The 26,201-nt window shown below is 39.8% G+C and carries 11 protein-coding genes; all 11 read right to left on the reverse strand.

The window, feature by feature from the left end; all coding sequences use genetic code 11:
- Window positions 1-98: 98 nt before the first annotated feature.
- The 11 genes from D8801_RS07430 to D8801_RS07485 all read right to left on the reverse strand — a co-directional run bounded on the left by D8801_RS07430 (window position 99) and on the right by D8801_RS07485 (window position 26,191).
- Window positions 99-8,522 carry an SIALI-17 repeat-containing surface protein gene (locus D8801_RS07430; protein ID WP_125848936.1) on the reverse strand — a complete coding sequence of 2,808 codons (8,424 nt, stop codon included), beginning with the start codon at window positions 8,520-8,522 and terminating at the stop codon, window positions 99-101.
- Window positions 8,523-8,694: 172 nt separating this feature from the next.
- Window positions 8,695-15,189: a SpGH101 family endo-alpha-N-acetylgalactosaminidase gene (locus D8801_RS07435; RefSeq protein WP_125848937.1), complete on the reverse strand. Its 6,495-nt coding sequence runs from the start codon at window positions 15,187-15,189 to the stop codon at window positions 8,695-8,697.
- Window positions 15,190-15,531: 342 nt separating this feature from the next.
- A complete protein-coding gene (locus tag D8801_RS07445) occupies window positions 15,532-17,514 on the reverse strand; it encodes a peptide ABC transporter substrate-binding protein (protein ID WP_125848939.1) in 1,983 nt (660 codons plus the stop codon).
- A gap of 246 nt (window positions 17,515-17,760) precedes the next feature.
- Window positions 17,761-18,861, reverse strand: coding sequence for a UDP-galactopyranose mutase (gene glf, locus D8801_RS07450; RefSeq protein ID WP_125848940.1), 1,101 nt, complete (start codon window positions 18,859-18,861; stop codon window positions 17,761-17,763).
- A 13-nt stretch (window positions 18,862-18,874) separates the two neighbouring features.
- Window positions 18,875-19,873 (reverse strand): acyltransferase, encoded by a 999-nt coding sequence (locus D8801_RS07455; protein WP_125848942.1) that lies wholly within the window; start codon window positions 19,871-19,873, stop codon window positions 18,875-18,877.
- Window position 19,874: 1 nt separating this feature from the next.
- Window positions 19,875-21,290, reverse strand: a complete 1,416-nt coding sequence (locus tag D8801_RS07460; RefSeq protein ID WP_084947341.1) for a flippase — start codon at window positions 21,288-21,290, stop codon at window positions 19,875-19,877.
- Between the two features lies 1 nt (window position 21,291).
- The gene (locus tag D8801_RS07465) at window positions 21,292-22,233 is read right to left on the reverse strand and encodes a beta-1,6-N-acetylglucosaminyltransferase (RefSeq protein ID WP_125848944.1); all 942 of its coding nucleotides are present in this window, start codon (window positions 22,231-22,233) and stop codon (window positions 21,292-21,294) included.
- 57 nt (window positions 22,234-22,290) lie between these two features.
- Window positions 22,291-23,244, reverse strand: a complete 954-nt coding sequence (locus D8801_RS07470) for a glycosyltransferase family 2 protein (protein WP_125848946.1) — start codon at window positions 23,242-23,244, stop codon at window positions 22,291-22,293.
- A 1-nt stretch (window position 23,245) separates the two neighbouring features.
- Complete coding sequence (locus D8801_RS07475) at window positions 23,246-24,250, reverse strand: glycosyltransferase family 2 protein (RefSeq protein WP_125848948.1); 1,005 nt, start codon at window positions 24,248-24,250, stop codon at window positions 23,246-23,248.
- A gap of 8 nt (window positions 24,251-24,258) precedes the next feature.
- The gene (locus D8801_RS07480) at window positions 24,259-25,347 is read right to left on the reverse strand and encodes a glycosyltransferase family 4 protein (protein WP_125848950.1); all 1,089 of its coding nucleotides are present in this window, start codon (window positions 25,345-25,347) and stop codon (window positions 24,259-24,261) included.
- Window positions 25,348-25,360: 13 nt separating this feature from the next.
- Window positions 25,361-26,191 (reverse strand): LicD family protein, encoded by an 831-nt coding sequence (locus tag D8801_RS07485; protein ID WP_084947225.1) that lies wholly within the window; start codon window positions 26,189-26,191, stop codon window positions 25,361-25,363.
- Window positions 26,192-26,201 lie beyond the last annotated feature (10 nt).

Genomic DNA, 26,201 nt, shown 5'->3' on the forward strand with positions numbered 1-26,201 from the left:
CTCTTTTGATAGTTTCTCTAACTATTATAGAGGTTATGGAGCTGTCTTTTCACTTCCTCTTGATGCTAAAATTTGTCAAAAACAAAGGTAATCAGAAGCTATTCCTTTTTCCCTTTCGCGATAAAGAGAGCAGATAGGGCTAGACTTACGCCTGCCAGGAAGAGAGCTGTGTCAGATTTGCTTTCACCTGTTGCCGGAAGCTCCTTCTGATCATCATGTTTAACTTCTGGAGTCTTAGTATCAGCGAGTGGACTTAAGTTCAATTTGTACTCTGGTTTTTCAACTGTCGGTGCTGGTTGGTCCCCGGCTGTTCCAAGCTGACCTGTGTACTCTGGTACTTCATGTACTGCTGCTTCTACCGCGTTCACACCACCTGTAAACTCTGGTTTCTCAACTGTCGGTGCTGGTTGGTCCCCGGCTGTTCCAAGCTGACCTGTGTACTCTGGTACTTCATGTACTGCTGCTTCTACCGCGTTCACACCACCTGTAAACTCTGGTTTCTCAACTGTCGGTGCCGCTTGGTCTCCGGCTGTTCCAAGTGGGCCTGTGTACTCTGGTACTTCATGTACCGCTGCTTCTACCGCGTTCACACCACCTGTAAACTCTAGTTTCTCAACTATCGGTGCTGGCTGATCTCCTACTGTACTAAGTGAACCTGTGTACTCTGGAAGCTCATGTACCAAGGCTTCAACTGCATTGACACCACCTGTGAATTCTTGTTTCTCAACTGTCGGTGCTGGCTGATCTCCTGCTGTACCAAGTGAACCTGTGTACTCTGGTACTTCATTCACTGCCGCTTCAACCGCATTGACACCACCTGTGAATTCAGGAACCTCCAGAACTGGTGGTTGCTCTTCACCCTTGCTTGATTGAACCGATTCTTCTGTTAATTCTTGATAGAAGCTCGCCAATTCATAAAACTCAGCCTTGCCGCCTTCCCAGACTAATTTGACGTCTAGAAGAGAGCCACCATTTCGGATAGCGAAGGTTTGGAGACTAGATGTAATGGCACCGAGGTCTGTCCAGCTGTCTTGACCATCCTTGAGTGTTCTAGCAAGAACACGTGCCTTAGCTCCTTCAGGAAGACTGGAAACGAGACGAAGGTGGTTGGCATTGGTTGGCTCAGATAAGTGATAAACTAACTCGCCCTTGTCTTTTTCAGACTTATAGCTGGTCAAGACTTTGCCGTCTACAAGATTATTGTAAAGATTACCTTGGCTTTCTCCACTACTTCCTTCTACTGTTGGATCATTGATTGGTTTAACAAATTCACCGTCATTGATGACCAATTCTGTAAATCCTACAAAACGAGCATCATAGTCTGCAGTATAGAGAACACGGAGATAGTTAGCTTTGACTGGTGTCGTCAATTCACCTTCGATGTAGCGATTTCCTGGCATCTTAGAATCATGTGTCCAACCATCTGTCAGAGAATCATCGTGTTGGCTATTGGCCACACCATCTCCCACTGTCACGACATCTGTCCAAGTTTTACCGTCTTGGCTGACTTGGATCTTACCATCACGAAGGTAGTTTTGAGTTCCGTCTTGGATGTAGGCTCTAATCTTCTTGATAGTGCGTTCGCTACCAAGTTTCAAGGTCACGTGGCCATCTTTATGGGCATAGTCTGAAAACTCAACGAAGTTGTTGTAAACACCGTCAAACAATTGATCTAGATTGTTCAGTTTACGAACATCATTGCTGCCGTATGCTGGGTGAATGCCCATCGTGGTAGATTCCAGTTTAGTTGGTTGAACTTCCTTAGTAGTTACTAGGAGAGAGGTTGCTGTAACAGCTTGCTCTTGATCAGTCTTGTTGACCAAACGAACATAACGAACCAAGGACTTGTCAGTCAACTGACTAGCTGGGTACCATTCTTGTGCATTTGCAGAATATTCCAAGTCGAGAGCTGGATTGTCTTGACCTTGCAACTGAATGCTATCTGCCTGATGGATACGGTCAAGTTTCATACCTAGATAGCTATTTACAGGAAGTTTAGTTCCAGCTGGAATTTGAAGCTCATAATGTCCTAAGCTATCCACTACCGGCGTTTCCTTCAAGGCATCGACGTTGGTGTCCGTTAACTCACTGTTTCCAGAGCGTGTCTCAACAGAGAAGTCTTGGATACGCCACCAGAGGTCGAGTGCCTTAGTATTGCGTACTCGGATATAACGAGCATTGATAGCTCTAGTCACTTCCTTGGTTTGCTCACCTGTCAAGCGATCAAGTTCCTGCCAAGTAGTACCGTCTGTAGAATACTCAAGCACACCTGCCGCAAGTTTATCACCTGTTCCTTGACGAAGGCGAACTTTAGTGACTGACTTGACTTCGCCGAGGTCAAGTTGTGCCCAGGCATCTACTGGAGTGGTATCGCTACCATCAGCGTTTGCCATCATGGCTTCTGTATTGTCCTTGCCATCAGTGATTTGACGGGCTGAGGTATTTAGTTTATAGACTAAATTTGAGCTCAGACTAACTGTCGTTTCTTGTTGGCTACGAGCTTTTTCAACTGGTCGGTTGACTGCAATTTCCTGAACTGCAAACCAAGTGTTCTCACGGTCTGCCGTCGCAATCATGCGAACTGCCTTGGCCTTGATAGTGAGATTTTCAAACTTAAGAAGGGATTCATTTCCGACATAGCTTGGCTCTTTCAAGGTTACCCAGTTGTCATTTTCATCTTGATACTGCACTTCTGCCTTACTAAAGGTATCACGTGGATTTGCCTGCGTTCCCATAGCAAAGGTCAAGGTTTGGATCGCTATCGGCTTGTTGAATTTCATACCGATATAATCACCTGTCTTGATGCTGTTTGGTGATTTAATAATCGCATGGGTTGCCAAGTCGCCATCCGTTACTTCTGCCAAACCTCCCTCTACACCTGTTCGATTGGTGATAAAGGTACTGATGATTTGGTCTGGATGCAAGACTTTTTGAACTTCAGACGCCAGAACTTCTTTCAAGGATAGGATAAATGGACGAATATGTTGAACACCCAATTCAGCCTTTTCCATATGGTCTACATAATGGAAAGTGTGAGTTTGAGACTGTTCGTACAATTTCAAACCTTTATAGTAGCTGTCCCAAAGTTTGGCTGCATCGTTTGTAGCCATCGCTTCAGTTCCTGTAAGGAAGGCATCGAGAGCATTCATTTGATCGATTGCATTATCCAACCAATAGTGGATTTGCGCAACCATTTTTTTATCACCTGATGCTTTATAGAGCTCAGCTGCTTCTTTAATCTTGGCAAATTCAGCTCGCAAGGCTGCACGCTCTGCAGTCACATCCTGACCTGCTTTGAGCTTGGTCATGAAATCTGTTAATTTTGGAGCCAAGTCTACAGATTCTTCTAGTTTGACGACACGATTATCCATGTTTTGGTTGATCATGTGCTTACCAAGTTCGCGGAAGGCTGCTGATACCTTGCTATCTTCAAAATAACCATTTTCAACAAAGTTGAAGGCAATATCATTGATTTTCTTAGCTTCTTCTTCTGATTTCCACTGTTTCCATGAGTATTGAGCTCCTGAAAAGAGGGCAATCTTAGATGGTTCAGACTGTTGCATTGGGTTCAACATGATACCAGATAGCAAGCTTGGATCCACATTTGGATGAAGGAATTTCTCACCACCACCTAGAATCAAGTGTTGTTTAGAGTTATCTGTTACAGGCCAGTTAATCCAAAGTGAAACTGGGCGATAGGTCTTACCACCTGCGGATAGATTGTTCTTGAGAGTTGAAAGGAAGCTTTCAGAAACTTCACCCCAAATCTTACCACCCGTCAAGGTCATGGATGTTGAACTAGGGAGATTTTCATTGAGGGATTTCAACTCATCCTCACGTCCATTACCCCAATACTGTCCAGGAACAAAAATCATTTCTTTACGAAGACCGCTGTAAGTTCCCTGCATTTCAGTCAACCAATCCGTCATGTCTTTCATCAAGCGGTTGTAGCTATTGTAGCCTCCGACTGGGCTTGGAGCATCATCTGCAAGGATACCAAATTCGCGGACACCCACTTTCATCAACTGGGTAAATTTGGCCTTGATGGTTGCCAAGTCTTCTTGGTAGTGTGCTTCATTGCCAAAGCGGATGCGGTTGTTCATGAATGGATGGATGGTCCAGACATAGCGGGTTTTACTTTGATTTCCGACACGAGCAAGTTCACGGATTTCAGCTAGTTTTTCTTCTGGATAGAGTTCACGCCATTTCTTGTTGTGGTATGGATCATCTTTTGGTGCAAAGAAGTATTGGTTCAATTTCAAATCGCCACCATAACGCATGAGCTCTGCACGATCCGCATTAGACCATGGATTTCCATAGTAACCTTCGATGAAACCACGGTTCTTGAGCTCTGCGTAATCTTCTACTGTCACATTGCGAAGGACTGGTACTTGGCTTTCCTTGAGCATATGTTTCAGAGTTGTCAAACCATAGAAGACCGCATCTGTGTCTTTTCCGACTATGGAAATCGAATTATCCTTGATGCTCAAAACATAGGCATCAATCTTGTCAAAGAGGCCTGCTGAAACCTTGGACAAGTTTTGTTCTGCTTGTGAACCTTGTCCATGCACTCCAAGATAGATATTGGTTGCGCCAGCGATTGCCGCCTTACCAGTTGTATAAGATACTTGATTGTCCTGCAAGACACTCTTCAAACGATTGCGAGTATAGATATCGAGTTGATCGCCCATAACCAGATTGACTTGCTTACGAAGGGCTGTAACACCTTCGCCATAGGTCACTTTTTGTGGAGTTGGGAAGACCTTGTACTCTTTCTTGAGATAGTCTGCGCTCTTGCTAGCAGCTGCAATGCTGTCTTCGCTAGCTGGTTTACTTGCTGTGAATTGATCTGCCAATTCAACTGTTCCATCACCGGTTTGGTCTACTTTTGGTTTTTCAGGAGTAGTTGGTTTTTCTGGTTGACTTGGTGCAGGCGTTTCTTGCTCTTCTTTGACAGGTTTCAATAGATGAACTTCAGCTGCACTTGCAAAACCACCAACGCCTTCCAATACTTTCAACTCAATCTTGTTGGTATGTACCGCCGCAAAGTTGACTGTTTTTTCTTGGGCATTGTTGTCCCAGTTTCCTTCTGAAACCTTGACCATTTGGCCATCTTTTTGTGCGTAGATTTCGTAGCGAGTAACGACACCATTTCCACCACCTGGACGTGGGAGATAAGTCAAGCCATTGACTTTTTCTGCTTCTTTCAAGGTCATAGAAAGAGTGTATGGCGCAGTGTCACCAGTCCACTTAGTATGCCAAAAGGTATTTGGATCATTGTCAAAGGCTTTCTCAACAGCGCCTTCAGTCGCTGTTCCTGGCAATTCTTGGCTACTTGCAGTAGCAGTGAATTTGTCATTTGCAATCAAACGAGGATTTACAAAAGGCTTATCAGTCAACTCAGCGCTGTGCAAGATTCCCTTGAAGCCACCGATACTTTCAAGTGGCAATACCAAGCTTGTATGAGCCAAACGTGGATGCGCAGGATCCGCGATACGCTCAATCTTTTCACCATCCACATAGACTTCTGTTGATTGTGGTTTGGTCACGATAGAGACTTGATAGCGTTTGTTCTTTTCAAGTTTTTTCTTGAATTGGATATGGAACTGTTCAAATTGATAAGCGAGGTAGCCATCTTTATCAGCTAGATAGATACGGTTATCCCCACTTGTTGAGAAGGTTTGTTCACCGTCTCCAGTGATAGTTACATCAAACTTCAAGACATGACTTGGACCAACATCACCAGGCAAACCTTCGATGCTACTGTCTTTCTCAAAAGCCAATCCATTTTCTGTTGCGGTTACTTTCTTCGTTGCATATTCTTTCACCTTGTCTGGAGTGATGTTGAATAGTTCCTCTGAAGCAATTGCTTTTTCAGGGTTAGACTGTGGCGCATAAGGACTCGTTGGTAGGGTGCGTTCTGCAAAGGTCGTAGCCGCACGATCAGATCCCCAAGTCCGCTCTGCAGTGGTTTGCATGCTCTTGAAGAAACGTTTAAAGATATCGTAAGAGGTCAAACCTGTCTCATGAAGGTCGATATTGTCGTTCCAAACCGCATGACCTCCTCCGATAATACTTGGATGAGACGATTCAAGAAGCGGACCTCCACCTGTTCGGAAGTCGTTTGGTGTCCAGCTATTATACTGGCGTTCGTAGTTAGCATAGTCCCCGTAGGCTGCTTGACTATTACTTCCACTTGGGACACTATATGTCGGCACATCCGTGATATTGATAATCTTAGCTCCTTGAGCAATGGCTTCATTAGGACGTTGCCAGTGAATACTCCAAATATCAACTTCTACTCCGTTCCAATCAACAGGAGTGTTTCCACGTTTCGCACTGAGCGAGCCCCAGATACGTGGTGTATAGCCCTTAGACTTGATATATTGAATCAAATCATTGACATAACGACGATAGCTTTCTCTGCTACCATAATACTCATCTGTACCGATATGAACAGTGGATACACCATGCAAAGGAGCATCTGGACCATCGAGGAGTTTGTCATAGACGGATTTGACAAAAGCCAGCGTTTCATCGTACTTGTTATCCAAGTCTAGCATGGCAACTCGTTCGACATTGTGCTTGCCTGCGTAATCGCTCAAACTACCTTGATACATGAGGTCTGGACGGACTTTGACAAAGGACAAGGCGTGACCTGGTGTGTCAATTTCTGGTACTAGGTTGATATGCAAGGCCTTGGCCAATTTAATCAGATTTTGCATTTCTTCCTTAGTATAATGCTCATCTGATGTCAATTTTTGACCATTCTTACCGACAATATCTGTCTCCACACGGAAACCAGTCTTGGCATGTTCAAGTACATACTTGAGTTGTTCTTCTGGGGTTAAATTCTTACCTGCCAAGTGTTCCTTAAGGAAGATATAGTTATCATTCAAGTGCAACTGCAAGTCGTTCATCTTGTAGTAAGCCATGTTGAGCATGATATCTACAAGGGTGTCATAAGGGATAAATTTACGACCTGTATCCAGCATAAAGCCACGATGACTGAAACTTGGGAAGTCTCGAATTTCACCGTTTTGCAGATCCTTTTCTCCCATCTGAAGGAGCGTACGAGTGGCGTAGAAGGCACCTGTGTTTGTTGCAGCTTCGATGGTAATCACATCATCTTGGATAGTGATGCCGTAGCCTTCCTTGCCATAACCTTTGTTTTCAACCTTTTTAAATTCAATTCGTTTTTGTGCTTGCTTGTCACCTGTCGCAAGTTCCAATCCACGGCTTGCAAGGTCTGACTGGTAGAAGGTTGCAGCCTGATCAAAACCTGAATCACCTGTCGCAAGAACTGTATCTGAAGTGATAGAAGATTGGCCTTCTTTCCCATACCATTGTTGAACAGCTGGTGCTACTTTTGGTTTGACACCTACACCCTCGTCCTGATGTAGCCCCTTGATGACTACTTCAAACTCTTTGGTAAAGGTATGACTGTCTTTGATTTGTTGGACCGTAACCTTGACACGTTGATCTGTCAGAGGTTGGTAGATGCGATTTTGAAGGTCAATCACACCCTGCTTGTTACTGCCAATCAGACTGACCTGACCCGGCAAACTTGGTAGGACAAGAGACTGTCCATCTTCTGCTACTGTTAGTTCGGTTACTTGGCGAATATCCGTCACCTTACTATGGTCCGGAACGTTTGAATAAGCTCGAATTTCTTGGATTCCAACGTTTCTCCAGCCCATTGTTCCCGCTTGGTAATCATTGACCTCCAATTTGAGGTACTTAGCTTTGATACTTTCAGCTAGGTCTACTTTCTCATCTAAAACAGGATCTCCAGTCTTGGTATGAGCTAGTTTCCATTGTTTTTCTCCGTTAGCGCCCACGTCTTCTTGACCTGCGTAGTAGAGACTCCAAGATTTGATATTTGGGTCATTTTGCCCATTGCGAAGACGACGATCCCAGTCAATTTCCACATGCTTGATGAGGGTAGTTTTTGGAAGAGTTAATTCGAAGGTTGGTTTTGGTACATCTCTGTCCGTTGCCCAACGAGTATTTTCATCTCCATCAATAGCCTTATCTGCAGTAAAGTTGGTACCAGTCTCATGGTTGTTTGCTGAAGCAGTAGTTCCCTCTAAGTGATTGAGATCTGGACGTTCTTCTACTTCTTGATTAGTTGGTTTAGTAGCAGGAGTATTTGTTTCTGCTGGTTGCACTTCTTCTTTAGGAATTTCAGATGTTTCTGGAACTGAAGGAGTCGTTGTTGATGTTGTTTTTCCTGTCTCTTCAGGTTTTGTTCCTTCTTCGGTTGCCTGGCTACCCTCTTGATTTCCTTCTGTTGCAGCTTCTGCATCCGCCTTTTCAAGCGCAGCTGCTAAATCATCTGGTAACTTATCCATGGGTTTAACCTGCGTTATGGTATCCTCTGTACTAGATTTTACTTCTGTCTCTGAAGCATGGGCTAGATTTGCCCCAAAAATACTAGCACCAATCATAACTGAAGCTGCACCAATTGCAAATTTGCGGATACTATAATGACAGCGTTTCTCAAAAAAGTGTTTGTCCATATTTCTCCTATTTCCTTTCATCCGCTTACGATAGTAAGCGTTATCATTTCTCCTTTTAAAAAGAAGAGAACCAAGAGGTCCTCTCCAGGTGTTTGATTCATTTTCCGACTCTGACCCCCATAGAAGTCCAAGTCACTTATCCAAACAATGTAGTTGTGGAATAAATAAATATCTATTCTTTTTTACTGTTAATAGCAAAGAGGGCGGCTGACAATGCTAGGCTGATTCCTGCTAGGAAGAGGGCTGTATCAGACTGGTCTTCTCCTGTTTCTGGGAGTGTCTTTTTGCTTTCTTCATTTTTCAGAGTATCTTTGATTTCTGATGTCTTTGTATCAGCTAGTGGAGCTGGTGTCAACTTATACTCTGGTTTCTCAACAGTTGGTGCTGGTTCATCACCTGCTGTACCTAGTGGGCCTGTGTACTCTAGTTTTTCATGTAGGGCTGGCTCAACTCCATTAACACCACCAGTGTATTCTGGCAATTCGTGTACCAAGGCTTCAACTGCATTGACTCCTCCCATGAACTCAGGTAGGTCATGAACAGCTGCTTCTGCCGCATTAACGCCGCCCTTGAACTCAGGGACTTCATGTACAGCTGCTTCTACTGCATTGACTCCTCCCATGAACTCAGGTAGGTCATGAACAGCTGCTTCAACCGCATTAACGCCGCCCTTGAACTCTGGGACTTCATGAACAGCTGCTTCTACTGCATTGACGCCGCCCTTAAATTCAGGAACTTCAAGAACTGGAGGTTGTTCTTCACCCTTGCTACTTGTTGGAGCGTCTGGTTTCGTAGCAGAATCTTTTAATTGGTTGAGATAGTCTGCGAAGTAGGCCACCATTCTTTCCGTCAAGAGATGGTTATCCGTCGCATATTTCATGCTCGCCTGAACTCCAGCCACTTCCTCTTGATTTTCTTTGTCTGTCAATTTTTGAGCCTTAGCTAAAGCTGCTTCATATCCTGACAAGTCAAGCGGTGTCTCTGCTACCTGTGGACGGGTAAAGATGAGTTCCGCTGCAGATTGGTATTTATCTCCACCGTCTCCGTAAGTCTTTGTTCCCGTAAGGACGATTTTCTTAGCCTTGATTGTCTTACCAAAGTTAATGTCTTTTGGCTTATTGTTATCAGGCCAGTCCGTCGCAGTGAAAGTGTGCTCCTTGCCAGACTCATCTGTTACAACCAGTGTCACATCTCTCAAGTTACCGTTTGAACTTGAACCACGTGGAACATAGCGAAGTCCTGTAATTTCAGTCGGTTCTTTCAAGACCATAGTTGCAGGCTTGCCTACATCTCCTCCATCCCAAGATGTATGCCATAGGCTAGATACATTACCATCAAAGGCATTTTCCAAGCCTTCACCAGCTTGAGCAGGGGCATCCAAACTTTCAAAGTCTTCTGCTACCAAGGCTGTTTTCTTCTGAACCAAAGCATTCTTCAAGGCTTCAATCTTGGCAATCTCTGCACGTGCTTCTTCGACACTGATATCATCATCTGCCTGACTGAGGTTAAAGACCGCCTCTTTCAGAGCATCCATAGACTCTTTGGTGTAGTTGGTCATGGCAACCGTTGGCAAGTAGTTCTTCAGAGCATTTTCTGTCAACATCTTACCTGTTAGGGTAATTTCCTCGATTTGAAGATTGTCCATCATGAAGTCGTTGTAACCACGGAAGTTGGCATTTCCACCAGAATCACCACGAGTATTGCTTGCGTTGCCAGTTGAGTAGATACCTACCCAAGTATCGCCTGTTTCTGCACCAGTCACGAGGAAGGTTGCCTTCTTGGCTTTCTTAGAATCCGTCCACGTATTTGGCAACTCATGCATTTCCAAGTTGCTTGCTTGAGTACCACGACGACCTGACTCGAATTCTCCCTTACCGACTACAAAGGCGTAGGTATTGTCAGAACCTGCTTCGTATTCAAAGGTTACACGGTAGGTCTTACCAGCTTCAAAGCGGAAGTTTTGTGGGATGGTTTGGTAAACCAAGTTACGACGGCTAACCAGTCCATTGGTCTTGAGTGACCAATTTCCATCGATAACATCATCAACTTTCTTGCCGTTCCAACCACGCTGTGTATATGGATCATGCTTTTCAGACAAGTGAGTGCGGTTGTCTTCAACACCTTCGACACCGCCCACTACGAATGGGAAGATACCCTGAGCAACATTTTCAAAGTCTTGTTTGAAGGTGCCTTTACCTGTATCATGGTTTTCTCCGTACATGCTTGAATTATTTTCAAAGGTACGAATTTCATCAAAGTAAGTTGCTTCATCACCAGCTTCGCGACTCAAAGTAAGAGTAACATTTGATACGTCAGATCCAGTTGTAAAGAAAGCGTACATGTTTTGGAAGTAACTTGTATTGTCAACTGTCGCATTGTCACGACGTGTATTGTGAGCGTAGGCCTTAACATAGTTGAGAGCGAGAGACTTATTGGTATAAGTAGTCACTTCTTTTTCACCAGTGTTTACAGTGATGCTCGCCTTGGCATTACTACGATTATCGACACCTACATAAACGGCATACTTGGTATTTGGTTTCAAACCAGTTAATTTCTGAGTGAGACTAACTTTTTCTTTGTTTCCTTGAATACGAAGCATATCGTTTGCCCCTTGAGACTTGACAATTTCTGCCTTAGAAGCATCGCCCGAAATATTCCAATGCTTCAAGGTTCCGCTATTAAATCCTTGGTCATAGATGTGCATGCCTTCGCTCCATGACATTTCAGGATTGCTTTGTTTCGAACGGTAAAGTACGTATGGTTGATTAGCTAGAAGGTCTAGGCTAATCTTACCATCTGTTACAGTGAGTTCCTGCTCTTCTGTCTTACCTTGGTCAGTTAGCTTGTAAAGGTAAACCTTGCTCTTTGCCCAATCGCTCGGAAGGGTCCAAGTTGTTGCACCAGCCTGCGTATTGAAGTAGTACATTTTTTCCTTATCAGTAGGAAGTTTCTTACCATTCGCATCCCAGTTCCAAGGAGTCAAGTAAGCTGAACCATCTTGGATCACACGTCCGTTGAGAGTTACTGTACGTTCACGGTATTGTGGGCTATTGACATCATTTGACTTACGAGTCACAACCACTTTATTCTTGTCAGCATCTACCAATTCCACTCGCATTTCTGGAGTCCATTTATAGGTACTACCATTATCGGTCATGGTTACTGGCGTACCATTTTCCCATTTACTTACAGTGAAGTGTTGGAAGTACTTAGTCATGACATCATGGGTAAACAAGTTGGTTACATAGCCATTGTAGTCGCTTCGTCCTTGCCATCCTTCAAAGTCCTTCATGCTATAGCCACCTAGAAGTGGGTAGTCTGCAGCACCTCCGTAACTTCTGTAGTCCCCTACCCAAGCATCTTTTTGGTGGTTACGGATAAAGCGCGTGATGGCACTGTTGATACCTTTATTGGTGTAGCCACCGTAGGTCAAGTCAGCTGCCCAGTGATGGAAGGTAGAGTCGTACTCACCACCATGGCCCCACTCAATCGCAAAGCGCCAGCCTTGTTTGTTAATCTCTTTAGCGAGAACGTGAGTAGCCCAGGCACCGTTGTCACCTGATTGGCCATTTCCCCAAACGTCCACATAGATAAAGTCGAGACCTTCACCAAGTTTATTCTTCAAATCTTCCCAACGTGCCAAACGACCATGAGCCAAGTCATAAGCTGCATCAATGTTGATACCTTGGTCTAGCCAGTTCCAACCATAACTATAGCTACCATCTGGATTCTTGCGAAGAATTTTTTCATTGAAGTATTTAGACTCTGGATAGGTTTCAGAAGCGTTAACGTGAATACCAAGATAAGCTCCGTACTTCTTAGCCTTCTCAATCAGGGTCTTGAAATCTTCGACACCACCGATACGTTTACCAATATCAGCATAGTTCAAATGACCAGAGTCATGTCCCTCACTACCATATCCTTTAAGGAGAACACCTTGTCCAAGACCATCTGTATGGAGATTAATCTTCTTGATACCATCTAGAGTCATGAGGAATGGGTTTTGTGCTTGAGAACCAAAGTTCATCGCGATACGATAAGCTGTGATATCCTTGACTTTTTCCCAACCTTGAGGGTTGTTCATGATGCTACGATAAGCAATGGCTCCATCCTGCCAATCGACTTTGTTATCCGCATTGGCATCTTCAGTGATAACAACTTTAGCACTTGGAAGTTCCTTGGTGTATTCTGGGAAGACAATGCCCTTATAAGCTTTTTCCCATTGCCATTCAGAACTATGAATTCCTACATAGTTGGCATTTCCGACTGTTTCTTTGTAAGCTGTTAAGCGAGTCCAGTCATAAGAACCACCACCGTAGCTGTTTTGAGAGTTGCTCCAGACCCCTGCAGCAAGCTTATCTGTAGAAACAAATCCATACATGTAACCCTTAGCCAAATCCTTCATTGGATTGGTTACATCGATATGATCATCTCCGCTGACATGGGTATTGTTTGACATAGTTGCCCCATCAAACTTAGCACCAGCTTGGTCACTTGACACAGATACTAAAGCATTCCCAAGGAAACTAATAGAAGAAAGCAGTTTTCTTTCATCGTCAATCTTTTGACCTGGAGTGACTTGATTGTGGTTGACAATCTTGGTCACATCAAAGTGCAACTGATTATCCACAACCTGCAAACGAACCGTCATTTCCGCATTTATTAAGTGAGCATCATCGCGAAGCTTCATCAAGTACTCTGCTGTTGTCTCATTGATTTTTTTGTAGGTAACTTCAGGTGTGACTTCGTGTTTGTTGATAAAGACTTTATTGAATTGTTGGACTTGTCCTGGCAAGGTATGCCCATTCAAGCTGTATTCTTTAATACGTGGGAAGGCTTGGTCAATCACTGCCTTGAGGACCTTAGATTGGATAGTATCATAAGTCACTTTACTATCATCTACTTCAGGACCTGTTTCTTTTTCAGCAGGAGTATCCTCTGTTTTTACCCCCTCTTGGTTATCCGTTTTAACGCTAACAACTGTTCGCTCATCACCATAGGAGCCTGCCTTGAGAAGAATCTTCTTCTCATTTTTAAGATGATCATTGACCGCAGCTGGTAGAGTTACTGTATCAAAGAGCTTCACATCATTATTCGTTGCATTGAGTTGTCCATCTGACTTGAGGGTGATAGAGAGACGGTTTGTTGATCCTGTTTCAGGGGCAGCAACACGACTACCTCTATACCAAGTGCTAGTTGTTGGAGATTTATACTCCCAGAACCAGCCATCCTTGTCATAACCGACAAAAACATTATTATTGGTATCTTTAAATTTCAGGAAGACACCAAAGCGTGATTTGCCCTTTTCAGAATCTTCTTTGAAAGTTAAATCGACAGTCGCATTTCCATTGGCATCAACGGTCAAGCCCTTCTTTTCAAACAGGGCTGGTTTACCTGCGTTATCATTTTGAGCAGTTGAGGATAGTTGGTTGTAGCGGACACCTTTTTCTTCTCGGATAGTGACTGTTCCCTGTTGTTCTTTTTTCTCTACCGTTTGCCATTCAGCTGTCAATTTCTCAGGTGTTTCAGGTTTAGCAGCCGCAGGTTTATCCTCTTTTGGTTTTTCTTCAGCCGGTTTTTCTTTTTCTTCCAAGTCTGCTGGTTTGACACTTGAAATCCCCTGCATGTGGTCTTGGATCCATTTCAATTGGGCAGGTGAGAAGAGAATGCCACCACTACGTTGACCAACAACTCCATTTTGATGAACACCGACTAGTTTTCCTTCTGTATCAAAGATACCACCGCCACTAGCACCTGGATGACTACCTTGATAACCGATCCCTTTTACGCCCTCACCGTAGGATTCGACTAATTCAACAGTTGTATTGAGCACTGGTGATAATTTTCCAGTTGGATAGCCAAAGACATGCAATTTATCTCCAACCTTTTTCACTGCAGGTTTTTCAGTCACTTCTGCTGGAGCATTTTCCAAAACTGTTCGCAATCGAACAAGAGCCAAATCATTCTTGTAGCCTTTTAGGAAACCTTCACGATCCCAGTGAATAATGTCTTTTTTACCAAATTTAACATCTGGTAGTCCTGGATAGGAAATGCTATAGATATCTCCATCACCATTATCATTGTCAACGACCTTACGATTATTGCCATCTGGAACGTCTTTTATAAAGTTATGTGAAACAGTTAAAACAAGATTTTCGCCAATGACAATCCCACTACCTTCACCTGATGGTGTCTTGATTTTGACAGTTGCTCCGTAGTTTAATTCACCATTCTTGGTTTTAGCTACATCTTCTGGAACGAGATTCTCAGTATTCTTAGCTAATTGATCCTTATCAACTTCTTTCCCTTTATCTTCAGCCTTATCTAATTTGCCCTCTAAGCCTTCTGGTAACTTATCTGAACTAGCTGATTTTGCTTTTTCAAGTGCTAATAGTTCTTCTTCTGTCTTAGGTCCATCAGTAACTTCTGGAGACCCTTGGTCTTCTCCCGCCTTTGGTGCTTCAAAATCACGCCCATCATTCTCTTTTGCTGTTGCAAGAGCAGCGGCTAAATCCGCTGGTAAATTCGCTGTGGAGCCAGACTGCACGCTATCTGCAAGAACTGTACTTGTCCCAAAGAATGCAGCCCCAATCATAACAGAAGCAACACCTAATGAAAATTTCCGAATACTATATTTACAACGTTTTTCAAATAATTCTTTATTCATAAATTCCTAAATCCTTTCATTTTTGAGTAAGCGTTTACATTCTTTTTTTAAAAAATACTCCTTCCTCTGAAAGTGCAATGCTTAACCCTGATAAATAAAAAATAATTATACTTTTAATATAACAAATAATAACTGAGAAAGCAATAGGAAACAAGTAAAATTAAGGAAAATTTTCTCTATTCTGACAAAAAGAGGCTCCAAATTTTGAACTGACCCCAAAAAGTTAGACAGAAAAAAATCTAACTTTTGGGGGTCAGTACATTTAGAATCTTTCTTTACAAATGTAAAAAAGGATTCAGCATTCAAGAGAAATACTAAATCCTTTCTTATATTTTGCAACAGTTATTTCACATGTTTCGCGAGATCTTCTTGGGCCTTTTTATTAGACTCTTCTTTTTCTTTCAGCCATTTTTCTTGGGCTTTTTGATATTCTTCTGTTGTTACTGGCTTATCTTGTAAATCTAGGTATTTATACAAGAGGGCTTCGCTCGTACCCTTGTTACCTGAGTAAGCAAACGGAAGAGTAAATGGCACCATCTTAGACAACATTGGACGACCAGTTTTAGAAGTTGTTGGGATGAGCAAGGCGCTGTCTGTCAACCAAGCTTGGGCAGCAGCATACTTTTCATAACGTTTTGAAACATCAGAAACTTCTTCCCCAGCTTCCACAACCATTTTTTCGTAGTCTTCCAAACCAACTTGCTTAGCCGCAGCATTGTTTGTTCCAGAGTCAAATCCTAGGTAAGTCTTCGTATTTTCTCCGACAGATGGCTTGATGATATCAAGGTAGGTAGATGGATCCGCAAAGTCTGGAGCCCAACCAACGTTATCTGAGATATCCCAATCTTCACCAGCAGCAGTCTCGGCAAAGTAAGTGATGTTCAATACATCATCTTTTTGAAGTTGTTGGATATCCACAACTACATTATCTGTTCCCAAAGTTGCTTCAAGTGACTGTTTCAAAGATTGCACACGTTGAACTTTTGTTGTGTTTGTTTGGTCCACAGGCATATCCAAGTGGACTGGGAATTTCACACCTTCTGCTTGAAGAGCTGTCTTAGCCTTGGCGAATTCTGCTTTGGCTTTTTCTGGATTGTAGAGACCATCTTGAGCATCATCCAAGTTCACGTTGCTCCACTCGTCACCGTATGTCACCAATTTTTCTTTGACCAACTCACCAAAGTTTTTGCCATCTGCTTGAACAAATGTAGGTGGAACAAACAAGTTACGAAGCAGTTTAGTCGCACCACTTGCACCGTTTACTTGAGAGGCATAGGCAGTTCTATCAAAACCAAAAGCAAGAGCTTGACGGAAATCTTTGTTTAGAAGAGCTTTCTTGGTTGATGTTTTTTCTTCATCCGTTGTCTTAGAAGTATACTTATAAGACTGGCGATCAATATTCGTACCTACTAAATAAGTAGTAGAATCTTGTTGTGTGTAAACAATATTATCTTTAAATGCTTTTTCAGTCTCTGGGTAGCTAGCGCTTGTTGGGAAGAGACGGGCCATAGTGAAACTTCCATCCTTGAAGGCTTCAGTCGGTTTGTTGGTATCTTGACCATCCCAGAATGATAATTTAACCTTATCAAGATGAACATTGTCCTTATCCCAGTAGTTTGGATTTTTTTCAAACTCAACAGAAGATTTAGCTACGATAGATTTGAGCAAGAATGGTCCATTGTATAGGATGCTACTTGGATCTGTTCCTTTAGCGAAATCATCCCCTTTAGAGTTTAAGAACTCTTCATTAACTGGTGCCATTACACCCATCGTTGTCTTAGAATTCCAGAAGCTTTCTGGTTTGTTCAAAGTGTACTGAACTGTCTGATCATCCAGAGCCTTAATTCCTACTTGTGAGAAATCTTTGATTTCCCCTTTTACATAGGCGTCCAATCCTTTGATCGATTCTTGAACTAAATAAAGACCATCAGATTTTTTATCAGCAGCATATTTAAGTCCTGTTACAAAGTCTTGAGCTTTGACTGCCGCGTATTCTTCACCTTCAGAAGTATACCATTTTGCATCCTTACGGATAGTATAAGTGTAAGTCAATCCATCCTTGGATACAGACCAATCCTCAGCCATAGATGGCACAAAGTTACCATAGCGGTCATTTTCAAGTAATCCATCAATCACATTACTAGTAATGTCAGCAGTTGCTGCCTTACCAGTTGTCAAATAGTTGAGGTTGTCAGGGTCTGTTTCATAGATATATGAGAATGTCTTCTCTCCTTTAGCGCTCGAACCTGATCCAGAGCATGCAGCTAAAGTAGTAGCCGCCAATAAGGTTACACCCGCAAGAGCAAATAGTTTTGAACTTTTCATCATTTTCTCCTTTAAAACTTTCTATCTATTATAGAACCTTTTCAGAAAGATGTCAACAGAATTTTCAGAATTTTTGTGTTAGTTTGGTATATTCTGAAAAATCAAAAAGGAGAAGACAGTGATTGTCCTCTCCAGATGTTCGTTGACATCAACCCACTATAGCTGACAAAGAGCCGCTTTTTCAATCTCCTATTAAGATGAATAAAATGAGGAAAAGAAGTGGTCCCTCATTTTAATATCAAATCTTTAGTTACCTAACTCTTTCTCCGCAACCTCAAGCGCCCGTTCAATCACCACATGCATATCATAGTATTTATAATCGGCCAAACGTCCGCAGAAAATTACCTTATCATTCTGTGCTGCTTCTTCTTGGTACTTAGCAAACATAGCATTATTTTTCTCATCGTTGATTGGATAGTAGGGCTCGTCCCCGCGCTTCCAGTCAGCTGGATATTCACGCGTGATGACTGTCTTTGGCTGCGTTCCATATTCAAAATGTTTGTGTTCGATGATACGAGTATAAGGGATCTCACGCTCTGTATAGTTCACTACAGCATTTCCTTGATAATTTTCCTCGTCCAAAATTTCATGCTCAAAGCGAAGGCTACGGTATTCTAACTCCCCGTGTTTGTAGTCAAAATACTGATCGATCATTCCTGTGAAAACAACTTTGTTAGCAGATGCTTCCAACTCCTCACGGTGAGCAAAGAAATCCACTCCAAGTTCAACCTCTACGTCTTTAAGCATATTTTCGATAATCACATTATAACCACCAATAGGAATCCCTTGGTAACGGTCATTAAAATAGTTATTATCAAAGGTTAAACGAACTGGTAGACGTTTGATGATAAACGGTGGAAGGTCAGTCGCGGAACGCCCCCACTGCTTTTCAGTATAACCCTTGATCAACTTTTCATAGATATCTGGACCAATCAACTTGATAGCTTGTTCTTCCAGATTTTTCGGCTCAACATCCTTCATATCAGCTGTCTGCTCAGCAATCTTATCTTTTACTTCCTGTGGAGTTTTTGTGCCCCACATAGCATAGAAGGTATTCATATTGAAAGGAAGATTATAAAGACTTCCTTTGTAGTTTGCGACAGGTGAGTTGATATAGTTGTTAAACTCAGCGAATTGATTGACATAGTCCCACACTTTTTTATTAGAGGTATGAAAGATATGGGCACCATATTTATGAACATTGATACCTTCTACATCCTCACAGTAGATATTTCCACCAATGTGATCACGCTTGTCTATCACTTTTACTTTTTTACCACGCTTGGTTGCCTCATGAGCAAAAATAGCTCCAGACATACCAGCTCCAACGATTAAATAGTCGTACATATTACTCTCCTTTTTATAATTTAACGATTCGATTGAAATAAGGAATTTTCATTAACATTCCAACAATAATAAAACTAACACTTAAAGTAAATATAGCAAAAAGTAAATACGATCCTACAAAACTAAAACCAAATAGTTTTTCCCATACCTTCATAATATATGTGTGTATTATAAAAACTCCCATAGTTTGATTAGAAAGGGAAACAATCCATTCGCTCCATTTTTCATTCACAGTAAGCGTGAGGATAGTTAGAAAAATTCCCAGGCTTACAACTTTTACAAATAAAATATCATAAAAATATTCAGCAAAAAGATTATGATAAGTGGTCTTCGCTATGAAAAATAATATTACCGGTGAAAGCAATAACAAAAGTATGCTAACTATTTTCATCCAATTCTTAAACCTGGCTTTGAGTTCTTCCATAGTGAATTTCGCTATATAACCACCTAAAAGATAATAGAATAACCATGTCCATAATCTAAAAGTTTGTATTACATATGTTTGTATTGGCATTTGAAGTACAATATTTGTTAACTCAAAAATCAAACCAATAACTGCCAATAAAGAAAGACTGTAGAAAAAACTTCTTTTTGAATTTAGAAATTTTTTCAAAATCGGCAAACATATATAAATGAGCATCAAAGCTCCGAAAAACCAAAACTGAAAGAAATAACCTTTTTGTATTAAAGAACCTACAATTTTTTTAATTAGGTTCTCTGTGAAGTCTCTTTTAAACAGCCAGACGATAAAGGTCCATGACGACACTGTTATTAGAATCCATTTTACTTTCTGCAGTATGTAAGAATAGGTAATCTCTCTCTTTCCTAACAATAAATAACCATTGACCATAAAAAATAGAGGGATAGAATAGGTTCCTAAGTAATATAAATATGTCAAAAGATTCCATGAACCCGTCTCTTTAAACCCACCCATCGTTGTATGAAGTAGAACAACTCCAACACATGCAAGTACTTTTAGTAGATCTAAGTTAATATTTCGATATTTGCGCATTCTAATTTTTCCTAATCATTTGTTTTAATTCTTTCACATCTATTACTTTCATAGATAAAATAGCAAAAAGATAAATGATTCCACCAAGCACTGCAAATACTAGAACATTTATAGTCGGCGAAAAATGTATAAATGTTTTTGAACCTAGCAAAATGCCATACATAATAGCGGATGCTAGGACAATTTTTGTCATAGATCCAATTATAGGAACTTCTTTTAGGTATTTACGAGTAAAGTATAATTGTATCGCCCATACCAACGCCTCTGTCAAAACAGAAACAATGGCCGCTCCGATATATCCAAGTTTAGGAAGGAATAGTAAATTCAAACCAACACTGAGAATCGCAGGAACAGTTGTTGAAATCATATATTCTTTATTCTTATTGTGTGGGATTAGCATTTGAAAGCCCATAATATTGGTCCAACCGATAAAGAACATGCGAAAAATCATTATTGCTATCGCATAGCGGGCATCCTGAAAATCTTTCCCAAGAAAAAATTGAACAAAATCGTTGTTTACAATCAACATTCCTGCCATAATTGGAAAAATAACCAAATTATAAATTAAGAAGGATATCTCATGCATCTTATTAACAGCTTTATGATTTCCCGTCCCCAATAGACTAGATACTCTTGGCAACATAACGCTCCCTAGAGAGGTTACCAAAGTCAACAAAATACTAATTAACTTAAGCGCCTGATCATAAATTCCTACATCCTTTGTAGAAGCCAAGGCACCAAGCATTGTACGATCCAAAGTGACATACAAGGAAATCGCTATCTGAGGGAGGAATAATAAAAGAATTGGCTTTAAATGATATTTGGCATATTCTAAGTCAAAATGCGGTTTTCCAATAAATTCTCGAGCAGGCAACCACATACTTAATTGTCCCAACAACTCAAATATCGTCAAAAGAAAAACATAAAGGTAGAGGTCGGTAGCTGATTTTACAAACAAAAATATTGAACCCACACCAACGAGTTTCACAGTGATATTTCTTACTGTAATTTTACGAAAATCTTCTAAACCCTGAAAAAGCCAAGAAATATCTAATCCTTTGGAAAACAAACTCAAACACAATATATAGGCTACTGGATTTCTCATTGTCCCAACTCTCAGACATAAGAAAATGTATAAGAAAATTGATAACAATGTTGCACCAAATTGGAGTGTATATATCCCCCAGAAATTCTGTGGGATATTTCTCCTATTCGCCGAAATTTCCTTCGTTCCATAACTAGCAACTCCCAAAGTAGCTAATAAAATAAAATAAGTAACAATAGAATTAAAATACCCATATGTCCCTAAATCCTCTGAAGAAAATACTCTAGTTACATAGGGAGTTGTAATAATGGGTAGTACAATGAGTAATAGTTGATAGGAGAGGTTATAAGCGTAATTTTTTAGTACTTTCATATCAGTCGGTCCCATTTATGATAGTTAGAATTTCTTCTTTAAGATTCGGATATTTCTCTAAATCAAATTTTCTAGAAAACTTATGACCTAAAGCTTTACCACGCTTCAATTGTTCTATATCATGCTCAGAGTCAGTCCATGTATGAGGATCTCCATCCCACCAATTGATATATCTTAGATTTCCTTGAAAATCATCTGGGGCATCTGTTATCGGTGAAGATGAATATAACGATTCCATCAAATTGTATTTATACATTATCGTAGGAATGAACAGCTCATCATTTACTATCGAATATTTAAATATTTTTTCAATATTTTTCTCTTCTTCTAGTATTATTCTAACTAATTCCTGATTAATAGATACCCAGTTAGATGCATAACCCAATCTCATGTTATATTTTTTAAAACAGTCTATTTTCACTAAACGTTGAATTTTAATCTCTAGCTTACGGTAATATGCTACAAATTTACGAACATATTTGTTCTTAATATTTCTAGCTAAGAATCTAGGAAATAAGTATCTAAATTGTACACGCTCATATACTTTATTTGATTTCAAAATCTCATCAGAGACCATGCTCAGAAAATTCTTTGATTTGTTCTGATTAAAGAATTTAAACAATTTATCTGCCGGCACTAATGGTAAATCTACACCTGACAACAAATGGAACATACTATAGTTATCGTAATTATATGCATGACGAAATCCTAACATCTCTGCAGAAATTTGTGAATAGCTTCCCCAATAAATAGGAACTCTATCTACGAGAATGACATTGGAATGTATTACACTGGACTTAAGCGAAGTAATTGTAGTTTTCTCCACATTAACTTTGCTGTCTATAATAATAAAAATATCATGTTCTTTATAATCCAACAGAGAAATTAAAAATTTCAACTGTTCAAACTTATTATGTGCAATTANTATATAAGCTTGTTTCATAATTCCTCGTTTCTTAAAATACTCGATATTCTTATTCAAATAAATTGATCTACTATACTATCTTAATCTTAAATACATTTTAGATGATAGCATAAATATTGTATATTTTAATTTTAGTCTCCACGATATTTTTTTATTTAATAACATGTTCTTAAAATCAACTTTCAATAATTCTCGATCTTTCGAAAAATCTGTTAAACCAGAGTCAGCCTTTGCACCAATTACAACAAAGCCTCCTCGTAATTTTTTAGCTTGCAGAGATTGTTTTAATTCTATACTTTGAGTGTATTCTTTCTTTATAACTTCCTCGTTTTTCGAAACGGCATCAAAAAAATCATATCTTTTCTCAGTAAAAGTCGAACGGACAATACTACCTTCTCTACGGTAATAGTTATATGTTTCAAGTGGACTAATCACAATTTTATCCGCTAAGGCAAGGTGATCCGCTACCACATAAAAGTCTTCATAGATTTTTCCAACAGGAAATGGAATTTTTTCCAAGATATTTTTGTGATAAAGCTTAGCACAAGCAGAAACTGTCGCAATCTTGTCGTCTAGCATTAGCTCAAGAGCCTTCTCTTTTGTAACAACACACAAATCCTTATAATCTGACTCCTCAAGTTGATAAGGACTATAATCGTTATACTTAGACGTTGCCTTCACTTTGGTAGAAATCAGGTCTGCTTGATGCTCTTGTTGAATTTTCACTATCAAATCTAGAGTATAATCTTCCAAATAATCATCTGGGTCTAAAAAGAAAATCCACTCTGATGACGCTTTCGAAACTCCTAAATTACGGGCATCAGACAAGCCTCCATTTTCTTTATGAAAAACAGAGACGTTTTCATACTGCTTAGCATACTCTTCACATAACTGAGGGGAGTTATCTGTTGAACCATCATTTACAAGGATTATTTCGAAATTTTGATACGTTTGTTTTATAAGACTATCCATGGCAAAATGTAAATAATCAGAAACATTATAAACCGGAACAACAACACTAATAAACATCCTAAACTCCTCTCTCTTTTTCTTTCTTTTTAGAATATTTTTTCAATATTGGATTGAATACAAAGCCTAGAAAATAATGAGATTTATAGTTCAAATAAGACAATCTATCAAATTTTTTTGTAGGCGTATACTCATAAGAACTCTGCTCAATTTGTCTATATAATTCTTTTGATAGTATCTTTGAGTCCTCAACCATCCATGACAAATCGATTTGTAAACTAATAAGATAGTTCAACGCATCTACAACTACTTTTTTTAAAATAGGATCCTCTGAAATTTTTGAAAAAAAATCTAGCACAGAATTTGTCACAGTCAAATGATGGCGAACATTTCGTTTCATACTCTCAATATTCATACTCTGCTCGGGTCGTCCGATATAGTATTGGTAAACATCATAATTCCAATAACCGAAACTATGAACATACTCTAAAGGAAAAAGAGTGTACTGAATGTCAACATAAAATGTCTTTTCACTTAAACGAATTTTATTCTCAACTAGGATAGATGTTCTGTAGGTTACCGAGTGCATTGGGATTCGTTTCTCTGGAATTCCAGAATATTCCTTACCAACCTCATACTTCTCAGCAAAATCATTTCGAACAGTAGTATTGTTATAAACATGTTGTTCTGTAAAGTCCGTAAGAACCATATCTGCATCAGTAACTGTAAGGGCATCTAAAAACTTTTCAAACTCTGATGGGATAACCCAGTCATCCCCATCAATAACTTTAAAGAACTTCCCCTTTGCCTCCTGGATACCACGATTAATTGTTGAGCCATGACCTCCATTTTCCTTTGTGATAATACGACCATTCAGCAACGAATCTTTTCTTAGAGCCTCTTCTGCTACTTTGGCTGTGTCGTCCGTACTTCCATCATTCACAATTAAGATCTCAAATTTTTGTTTGTAATCTGGGTGTACTTGCTGGAATGATTCGATTCCTTTGGAAATATAGTCCTGAATATTATAACTAGGCATTACAATTGTCAATAAACACTCTTGCATCTTATCTCCTAAATTGTCTCAATTAATTCTATCCACTGATTAAGAATTTTATTTTTATCAAATTTATCCATATTGTCTTTGGCATGTTCTGAAAAAGATTGTCGCAAATCATCATTTTTCATCAATTCAAGCAATTTCTCACTCATCTGATCCACGTCATAGCAATCAATCAGATATCCGTTGATTCCATCTTCAACAATCTCACTAGGTCCCGTCGGACATCTAAAGCTAACAATAGGAAGATTGTATTGTTGTGCTTCTAATAGGACTAAAGGTAAACCCTCATAGCGAGAAGTCATGACGTAGATACTATGATTGGGATAGATATTTTCAGTTCCTTTTACATTTCCTTTAAAATTAACTTGTGAAAAAACACTACCTTCTTCAAGTTTTCTTTTCAGCTCCTGTTCAATGAGCTTATCCCCTGAACCATATATATCCCACTGCCAATCTGTATGTCGGGATAATACTTTTATAGCTACTTTGGCAAGATAATCATACCCCTTTTGACTGTGAAATCGACCCACTGTGAGGATCTTTTTAGAATCATTATTCAAGCCTGTTTTATGGTGCTTGGTTTCTTCTATCCAATTATAAATTGTAGCTACTTTCTCTATAGGAATCTTATATTTTTTTGAGTATTTTATCCGGTCTTCCTGCGTTAAAGTAACAACCTTATCAAAATACTTCGCTCCAATATATCTCTGTATTTTTCTGCTTCTTCCATCTTGAAACTCTAAGCTGTGATGATCACAAAAAACAATTTTCACATCTAGACCCAGAGTAGCTAACCGTATCATGATATTTGTTAAAGGAGCTATTGAAAAAATCACTTCTATTCTTTCTTTTTTTATATACTCTCTGAGCTTAGTAGTTAATTTTAAAATAGCAGTTCTAATACGAATGTCACCCTTGTAAAAATTCACCAATTGAACATCTGGATGAATATCATAATTTATGAATCCATCCTCATCCAATAGAATAGACAAAAGTCTTACATCATAATGGCTTGACAACTCATTAGCCATACTGATAGCTACTTTTTCAGCTCCCCCAATTTTACTTAGATTGTATCTAACTATTGCTATTTTTTTCATATTTAACCTATTCTTATCCTTCTTTCTCACCAAGCGATATTATTTTATAGTGGTGTTGGACTCTCTGTTCTTCTGGAGGCAATTGCATATAATTTTCCCCATAGATCGCTGTCAAATATTCTTTATACCTACAAGGACAACTCAAGGCAATTCCTTCAAATTTTAATAAGACTGGTGTTCCAAAATAATCAGAGGGTACAATCTCCCTCAATTTATATGCCCCAGTATAATTTCCTGAAAATTCTTCATAAAATGAATATCTTTTAATGGTCTTTATATATTTTTTTTGCGCCCAGTCAAAAGAAAGTATCTTTTCAATTTTAACTATGTTTGCAAAGGCAATAATCACTTTTTCAACTAAGGGCCGATTTTCTTTCTTCTGATTTACTAAACTATTAAACTGAGAAAGTTGAACCATCATCCGTCTATATAAGTATCTATACTCATGCATTTTTCTCTTAAAAGGGGCAGCAGGCATACCATCAAGTGGAAAAATGTCTATCCACAAACTCTCTACCAATTCCTCTTTACTATAATTCATTATGATTTTCGTTGAATCGTCCCGAATTACAGAGAAAGCTTTTTTATAACCAGCAGTATTTTCACTCAAAAATTTATAATTACTTGGTAACAGGTCTGGGGCTAGTTTTTTAAATTTTTCATAATCTTCTCTGGGCATGCCGATATCGATGTCATCATCCCAAGGTATGAAACCTTTATGACGTACCGCTCCTAGCAAGGTTCCACCAAGAGCATAGTAGGTTAGGTTATTTTCTTCGCAAATACTAATGAACTCCTTTAAGATAGATAAAATCTTATCTTGAATGATTTTGATATCCGACATACTTTCCTCC

The organism is Streptococcus oralis (genome assembly GCF_003943415.1).
GTDB classification, from domain to species: domain Bacteria; phylum Bacillota; class Bacilli; order Lactobacillales; family Streptococcaceae; genus Streptococcus; species Streptococcus oralis_BJ.

Bases quoted from the DNA above. Each gene is read 5' to 3' on its own strand.
- D8801_RS07430 (WP_125848936.1), bottom strand. From the start codon at position 8,522: ATGGACAAACACTTTTTTGAGAAACGCTGTCATTATAGTATCCGCAAA.
- D8801_RS07435 (WP_125848937.1), bottom strand. From the start codon at position 15,189: ATGAATAAAGAATTATTTGAAAAACGTTGTAAATATAGTATTCGGAAA.
- D8801_RS07445 (WP_125848939.1), bottom strand. From the start codon at position 17,514: ATGAAAAGTTCAAAACTATTTGCTCTTGCGGGTGTAACCTTATTGGCG.
- glf (WP_125848940.1), bottom strand. From the start codon at position 18,861: ATGTACGACTATTTAATCGTTGGAGCTGGTATGTCTGGAGCTATTTTT.
- D8801_RS07455 (WP_125848942.1), bottom strand. From the start codon at position 19,873: ATGCGCAAATATCGAAATATTAACTTAGATCTACTAAAAGTACTTGCA.
- D8801_RS07460 (WP_084947341.1), bottom strand. From the start codon at position 21,290: ATGAAAGTACTAAAAAATTACGCTTATAACCTCTCCTATCAACTATTA.
- D8801_RS07470 (WP_125848946.1), bottom strand. From the start codon at position 23,244: ATGTTTATTAGTGTTGTTGTTCCGGTTTATAATGTTTCTGATTATTTA.
- D8801_RS07475 (WP_125848948.1), bottom strand. From the start codon at position 24,250: ATGCAAGAGTGTTTATTGACAATTGTAATGCCTAGTTATAATATTCAG.
- D8801_RS07480 (WP_125848950.1), bottom strand. From the start codon at position 25,347: ATGAAAAAAATAGCAATAGTTAGATACAATCTAAGTAAAATTGGGGGA.
- D8801_RS07485 (WP_084947225.1), bottom strand. From the start codon at position 26,191: ATGTCGGATATCAAAATCATTCAAGATAAGATTTTATCTATCTTAAAG.